The following is a 7,079-nucleotide window of genomic DNA, read 5'->3' on the forward strand; positions in this document are numbered from 1 at the left end:
TGTTATCAATAACTGGGATAACTAAAAGATTTCACCGAATAATTAAGGTGAAATTCCTCTCATTTAAAAGAGAAACAAGAAAAAATTTTCCTTTTATTCAATCCTCTTCCTTTAAGGGAGAAGTAATTATCAATTATCAATTATCCATTATCCATTATCAATTATTGAATTCTTCCTTCTGACTACTATAGAATTATGTTCTCAAATACAGACTTAGAAATAATAGTATTACAAAACCAAAAACAGGCAGAAACTTATATATCCCAAGGTCAAATAGAACAAGCGATCGCTTGTTACGAAAAAATCATAGAACTTCAACCTGAACATTGGGGAATTTACCAAAATTTGGGAGATATTTACCTCCAAGAAGAAAATTTTTCACAGGCTATTACTATTTACCAAAATGCTATTCAACTTAATCCTAATTTTCCCTGGTTTTATCACAAATTAGGGGAAGCTTTAATGCAACTTCAACACTGGGAAAAAGCTGTTACAGCATATCAACGTGCTATAGAACTTAATCCTGATTTTTCTTGGTCATATCAGAAACTGGGAGAGAGCTTTATTCAACTATCAAAATGGGATTTAGCAACTACAGCATTTAGACAAGCAATTAAACTGAATCCTGATTTTTATTTATCTTACGAAAAATTAGGAGAAGCACTGACTCAACAAGATAATTTACATGAAGGGGTAACTGCTTACCAAAAAGCTATAAAAATTAATCCTAATTCCTACTGGTCTCACAATAAATTAGGAGAAACCTTAATTAAATTAGGTAAATTAGACCAAGCTGAGACAACTCTGCAAAAAGCTATAGAAATTAATCCAAAAATCTACTTTGCTCACCATAATTTAGGAGAAGTTTTATTCAAACAACAAAGAGAAACAGAAGCCATTGTCAAATATCATCAAGCCATCAAAATTAATCCTAATTCTTATTGGTCTCATAACTCATTAGGAGATACTTTAGTAAAATTAGAAAACTGGGAAGAAGCCATAACAACATACCGTCGTGCCATAGAAATTAATCCTAACTATTATTGGTCTTATAATTCATTAGGAGATGTTCTAGAAATTACAGGAAAATCAGACCAAGCAATTACCAGTTACTTAAAAGCAATTGAACTTAATCCAGAAATAGATAGACCTCATTTATGTTTATGGAATTTGTTTCTCAAACAAGATAAATGGGAAAAAGCAGAAAAAATCTACCGCCAAGAAATTGAAAAAAATCCCCGTAACTTTTGGCTATGGAATTACCTAGGAAATACCCTAGTAAAACAACAAAGATTAGATGAAGCGATCGCCTCTTATCAAAAAGCTCTTTCAATTCAACCTAATATTTCTGAAATTTATCAATTTTTAGGGGATGCTTTTATTCAACAACAAAGGTGGGATGAAGCTGCGATTATTTATCTGCGCGCTGTAGAACTTAATCCTGAATTATCCTGGTCAAATTATAATTTATGGAACACTTTAGAACGCTGCGGAAAATTAGATAAAGTAGTCAATTTATATCGGCAGTTTATTCAACAAAATCCAGATTCATATTTGTCCTATATAAATCTCGGAGAAATTCTGACAAAACAGAATCAAATAGATGAAGCAATTATTTATTACCAAACTGCTTGTTACCAACAAACTTTAAAATCTTATCCCTCCCTTTGCCAAAAACAGTGGAATTTGACAGACATTCAAAGTCCTAACTTTCTAATTATTGGAGTAGGAAAAGGAGGAACGACCTCCTTATTTAGTTATCTCATCCAACATCCTCAAATTTTATCCCCTGTTGTCAAAGAAATAAATTTTTGGTCGATGAACTTTAACAAAGGAATAAATTGGTATCTCTCTCATTTTCCTACCATTCCAAACCATGAAAATTTAATAACTGGAGAAGCAAGTCCTAGTTATTTAGGAAATTGGGAAGCGCCAGACAGAATATTTAATTACTTTCCCGAAATAAAGTTAATCATTATGTTGAGAAACCCTGTAGATAGAGCTATTTCTCACTACTATCATTGGCGAAGGATAAATAGAGAAAATCGCCCTTTAGAAACAGCATTAAAAGAAGAATTAGAAAATTGGCAAATTATTTATAAAAATTCCCCCTTAGACACCAATTATTGGCATCATGGATTATATTATTTAGGCACTGGCATATACATAGATTTTATCCACAATTGGATGAGAATATTTCCTCAAGAACAAATTCTAATTTTGCCCACAGAAGAATTTTATCGAACTCCAACAACCATGATGAAACGAGTATTTGATTTTCTCGGTCTGCCAAATTATAAAGTTCCCGACTACCAGAAATTAAATTTAGGTTCCTATCCCCCTATCAGTAAATCACTGCATCAAAAATTGACCAACTTCTTTCGACCTCATAATCAAAAATTAGAGGAGTATTTAGAGATGACATTTCACTGGGAAACTAGAGACGGATGACCAAAAGTTAGGAGAAAAATTTCGATAAAAACAGTGGGGTAAAATTCTTAATTTCTCCCACAACTATGATCGAACGAGTATTTGATTTTCTCAATTTGCCAAACTATCAAATTCCCGACTACCAAAAATTAAACTTAGGCTCTTATCTACCTATCAGTAAATCACTGCATCAAAAATTTACCAACTTCTTTCGACCTTATAATCAAAAATTAGAGGAGTATTTAGAGATGACATTTGACTGGGAAAATGGAAGATGAAACGAGTATTTGATTTTCTCAATTTGCCAAGCTATTAAATTCCTGACCACCAGAAATTTAACTGAGGGTCTTATCCATTTATAAAGAAATTACTGCCTCAAAAATTGAGAGATTTTTTTCTAGCTGAAATTTACAAATTAAAATCAGACTTAGAATAAATGATTAAAAGTTAGGATAAAAATTTCGAGAACAACAGTGGGTTGAAGCTCTTAATTTCTCCCACAACTATAATGAAACGAGTCTTTGATTTTCTCAATTTGCCAAACTATCAAATTCCCCACTACTAAAAATTCAACGGAGGATATTATCCACCTATCAAGAAATTACTGCCTCAAAAATTTAGAGATTTCTCTCAAGCTGAAATTCACAAACTAGAATCAGACTTAGAGATGGCATTTAACTGGGAAAATGGAAGATGACAGGAGTATTTGATTTTTTCAATTTGCCAAACTATCAAATTCTTGACTACCAGAAATTAAACTTAGACTCTTATCCCCTTATCAAGAAATTACTGCCTCAAAAATTGAGAGATTTCTTTCGAGTTGAAATTCACAAACTAGAATCAGACTTAGAGATAAAATTTAATTGGAAAACTGAAGATGGATGACTACGAATTAGGAGAAAAATTCCTAGAACAACAACAGTGGGATAAAGCCGTTAATGCCTACCATCAAGCAATAAAGCTCAACCCAAATTTTTCTTGGTCTTACTATAAATTAGGGCAAGCTTTGACTAAATTACAAAAATGGGATGAAGCTATTACAGCTTACCGTCAAACTATCAAACTAAACCCTGATTTTCCCTGGTCTTACCATAACTTAGGAAATGCCCTAATTAAACTAGAAAAATACTCAGAAGCTGTGGTTGCTTACCGTCAAATTATTAAAATTAATCCTAATAGTTATTGGGATTACAATAAATTAGGAGAAGCACTGGTTAATGTTGGAGAATTTGAGCAAGCCATTGTTTCTTATCAAACAGCAATTAAACTCAAACCAGAACTTAAAGGTACTCATCAAAAATTAGCAGATATTCTTTTTCAAATTGGCAAACTAGAAGCAGCAGAAATAGCATATCGTCAAGCAATAAAACTAAATCCAGAAGTAGTTTGGTATCGTCAATGTCTGGGAGATGTTTTACTTAAACAAAAAAAATTAGATGAAGCGATCGCTACTTATTTGGAGGTTGCTCAAGTTAGACCAGATTTACCTTGGATGCACCTACAGTTAGGAGATGCTTTTGCCCAACTTTCTCAATCAAATTTAGATGAAATTATCAATTATTATTGTCAAGCTATTAAAAATCCAGACCAATATCCTATTTATCAAACAGCACTATATCTCATCAGAGAAAATCCAGAACTATACTTAAAATTAGGAACAGCTTTAGCACAAGCAAATCAGATTTCTGGAGCCATCATTATCTATTATATGTTGCGAGAAATATTCCCTAGTAAACATCAAATAGATATCCTTCGGGAATTAGAGAAAATATTACGGCAAAAAATTCAACTAGAACAAGATTTAAACTCATATTATGCTGCTGTAGAAACTAATCAAGATAGTCAATCTTACTATTATCTAGGATTAGCTTTAACCCAACAAAAAAAATGGTTAGAAGCTTCTATTGCCTATCATCGTGCCATAGAAATTAATCCTGATTTTGCTTGGTGGTCTGATACTCGTCTCTGGGAAACTTTTGAAAAATTAGGCAAACTTGAAGAGACAGTAAATTTATTTCAGAAACTGATTGAAAATCAAAATAATTCAGTTTCTACTTACCTAAACTTAGCAGAAGCTTTAACTCAAGTAGGCAGAACTAATGAAGCGATAAAATATTATCAAATAGCTTCTAAAAATTATATTTATAAAACCCATCCCACCTTTGTTAACCAACACTGGAATTCAGAACAATTATCAGAAGCCAACTTTCTAATTATTGGAGTAGGCAAAGGAGGAACCACCTCTCTTTATAGCTATATAACTAAACATCCCCAAGTCTTACCTGCCATCAAAAAAGAGATACATTTTTGGTCTTTCAATTTCCATAGAGGTATAGATTGGTATCAAGCACATTTTCCTTCCATTTCAGAGTCAAAAAAATTTTTAACTGGAGAAGCAAGTACTACCTATTTTGATGCTCAATATGCTCCCTGTAGAATCTTTCATTTTTTTCCCAAAACCAAACTAATTCTCATTATGAGAAATCCTGTAGATCGAGCAATTTCTCATTACTATCATCAGGTACGTTTAAATAAAGAATTTCGTTCTTGTGAAGTAGCTATTAATTCTCAACTTGAAAAACTCAGCAAAATTTCTCATCCTAATTATTGGAATTTTGCAGGAGATTATATTGCTTCTGGCGTATATATAGAATTCCTCAAGAAATGGTTAGCTATTTTTCCTAGAGAACAATTACTAATTTTGAAAAGTGAAGACTTTTATCGTGACTCGGCAACTACCATGAAACAAGTTTTCGACTTTCTAGGTTTGCCAGATTATCAAATACTAGATTATCCAAAATTAAATGCTGGTTCTTATTCTTCTATTAGTGAGTCACTTCGACAAAAATTAAGTGATTATTTTCAACCTCATAATCAGCGTTTAGAAGAATATTTGGGGATGAAATTTAATTGGTAGAAAGTAAGCATTCAGCTGTCAGCTATCAGCTATCAGCTATTAATTCATTTATTAAGTAATTAACTTATGTAGAACAACCTTTTTGCTAATTAGCAGCCCAGTTAATGTTAATTATTCTTATGTTTAATTCTCCCCCACTCCCTCACTCCCTGACCTATCCGTATATCCGTGCCATAATCCCTGTGAGCCACTCCCCTACTCACAGGCTCAAGAAAATTTTGTCAATGGCTAGAATTACTTGAGTATTTGACTTGTTCAAAATTTGTTTTTTTGAGGTTATATCTCTCGGCTGAAAATTGGCATATTTGAGGTGGTATTAACGTAAATACTAGGTTGTAGCCTCGTATGGAAGAGTCTTTTCTTAGGTTTAGATACAACATTGGCACAATATCTGATGTACAAACTATGTACCAAATCGCTGAAACAAGGCAAGCTCGTGAAATATTTTGTAATAATTTTGGGAAAATTAGGCTACTTTGATTTAGATAAATAATATTAAAAGTTGATTTGATTAGTCAAAGCTATATCAAGCGATCGCGATTTAGTTTTGTTTTTGAAAGTTACTTTGCAATGCTCTGAAAAAGTCAAACGGAAAGTAGTAATAATTTTCTGATTATTTGGTCATACTATAATTCTTTGGAGCGATCGCTCTATTTCTGGATTTTTTCGTTTTGAGTAAGTTGAGAAAAGTCTATCAAGAAAGATTTTAGGTAGGGGAACTACTCTGATTGGCGACGTACAGAATTCAGATGAAAATTATTTACGACTGGCGGATTAGTCAGTGGGAAAAGAAGGATTCAGTAAGTGAAAATTTTTCCTAAACTTTCTTGTATATTACTAAACCTATGTCTCCCACATTCTCCCTGTATGAATCCTTACTTCAACAAAACATTACCAATTTTGGAGTTGGATTTTGATTGAGATTTTGCTGGAATTAAAGGATGTTTATAACTAGAAACTTGCTGAGTTGCGTTTTTCTATTTCAGCAGTGGGTAATAATAATATGTCTTCTATTTCTTGTCTGACTTCTCGGCTGACATAAAAATCACTGTTGAGGCAATTTAAAAGTAATCCATTAGCATAATAATAATCTCTCAAGGCAAAACGCTGCTCATCATTAAACTGCCAATCGTGACAAATATTGCGATATTTAATTATTAATTTTCTTAATTTATTACTCCAAAGTTGACTATTGATTTTTAACCATTCCTCAAATTTTTCCTTTGGTTGATTAGAATTTGGTAATTCAGATTTTAGCTTATGTCTTCCACATTCTCTCTATAGCAATATGATTTTAGTTGTGAGATATTGGAGACTTTTGTTTTAGGTATGGAGGGAATAGGTATGGAGGGAAAAAGCGAAAATATAAGAATAAGAAAACTGCTATATTCTATGCTTTAAAGGAAAACTTCAATTCTCACATCTGATTCCTGATTGCTATATATGAATCCTTAGTTCAACAAAACATTACCAATTTTGGAGTTGGATTTTGATTGAGATTTTGCTGGAATTAAAGGATGTTTATAACTAGAAACTTGCTGAGTTGCGTTTTTCTATTTCAGCAGTGGGTAATAATAATATGTCTTCTATTTCTTGTCTGACTTCTCGGCTGACATAAAAATCACTGTTGAGGCAATTTAAAAGTAATCCATTAGCATAATAATAATCTCTCAAGGCAAAACGCTGCTCATCATTAAACTGCCAATCGTGACAAATATTGCGATATTTAATT

Annotated in this window: 5 protein-coding genes and 1 pseudogene; 4 read left to right on the forward strand and 2 right to left on the reverse strand. The window is 32.3% G+C overall.

Going from position 1 to position 7,079, the window contains the following annotated elements:
- The first annotated feature begins 195 nt into the window (after positions 1 to 195).
- The 4 genes from F6K27_RS11465 to F6K27_RS11480 all read left to right on the forward strand — a co-directional run bounded on the left by F6K27_RS11465 (position 196) and on the right by F6K27_RS11480 (position 5,347).
- Positions 196 to 2,451, forward strand: a complete 2,256-nt coding sequence (locus F6K27_RS11465) for a tetratricopeptide repeat-containing sulfotransferase family protein (protein ID WP_287275144.1) — start codon at positions 196 to 198, stop codon at positions 2,449 to 2,451.
- Positions 2,452 to 2,516: 65 nt separating this feature from the next.
- Positions 2,517 to 2,708, forward strand: a complete 192-nt coding sequence (locus F6K27_RS11470; RefSeq protein WP_287275142.1) for a hypothetical protein — start codon at positions 2,517 to 2,519, stop codon at positions 2,706 to 2,708.
- Positions 2,709 to 3,123: 415 nt separating this feature from the next.
- A complete protein-coding gene (locus tag F6K27_RS11475; RefSeq protein WP_287275140.1) occupies positions 3,124 to 3,315 on the forward strand; it encodes a hypothetical protein in 192 nt (63 codons plus the stop codon).
- Positions 3,308 to 5,347, forward strand: coding sequence for a tetratricopeptide repeat protein (locus F6K27_RS11480; RefSeq protein ID WP_287275138.1), 2,040 nt, complete (start codon positions 3,308 to 3,310; stop codon positions 5,345 to 5,347). Before F6K27_RS11475 ends, F6K27_RS11480 begins: the two co-directional genes overlap by 8 nt.
- A 951-nt stretch (positions 5,348 to 6,298) precedes the next feature.
- Here F6K27_RS11480 and F6K27_RS34320 read toward each other — a convergent pair.
- Positions 6,299 to 6,598, reverse strand: a pseudogene (locus tag F6K27_RS34320) (NTPase (NACHT family)); the annotation flags it as partial.
- A gap of 276 nt (positions 6,599 to 6,874) precedes the next feature.
- On the reverse strand, positions 6,875 to 7,079 hold a 205-nt coding region (locus F6K27_RS11490), incomplete at its 5' end, for a hypothetical protein (RefSeq protein WP_287284242.1).

It is taken from the genome of Okeania sp. SIO2F5 (assembly GCF_010692685.1).
In the GTDB taxonomy this organism is placed as follows: Bacteria; Cyanobacteriota; Cyanobacteriia; order Cyanobacteriales; family Microcoleaceae; genus Okeania; species Okeania hirsuta.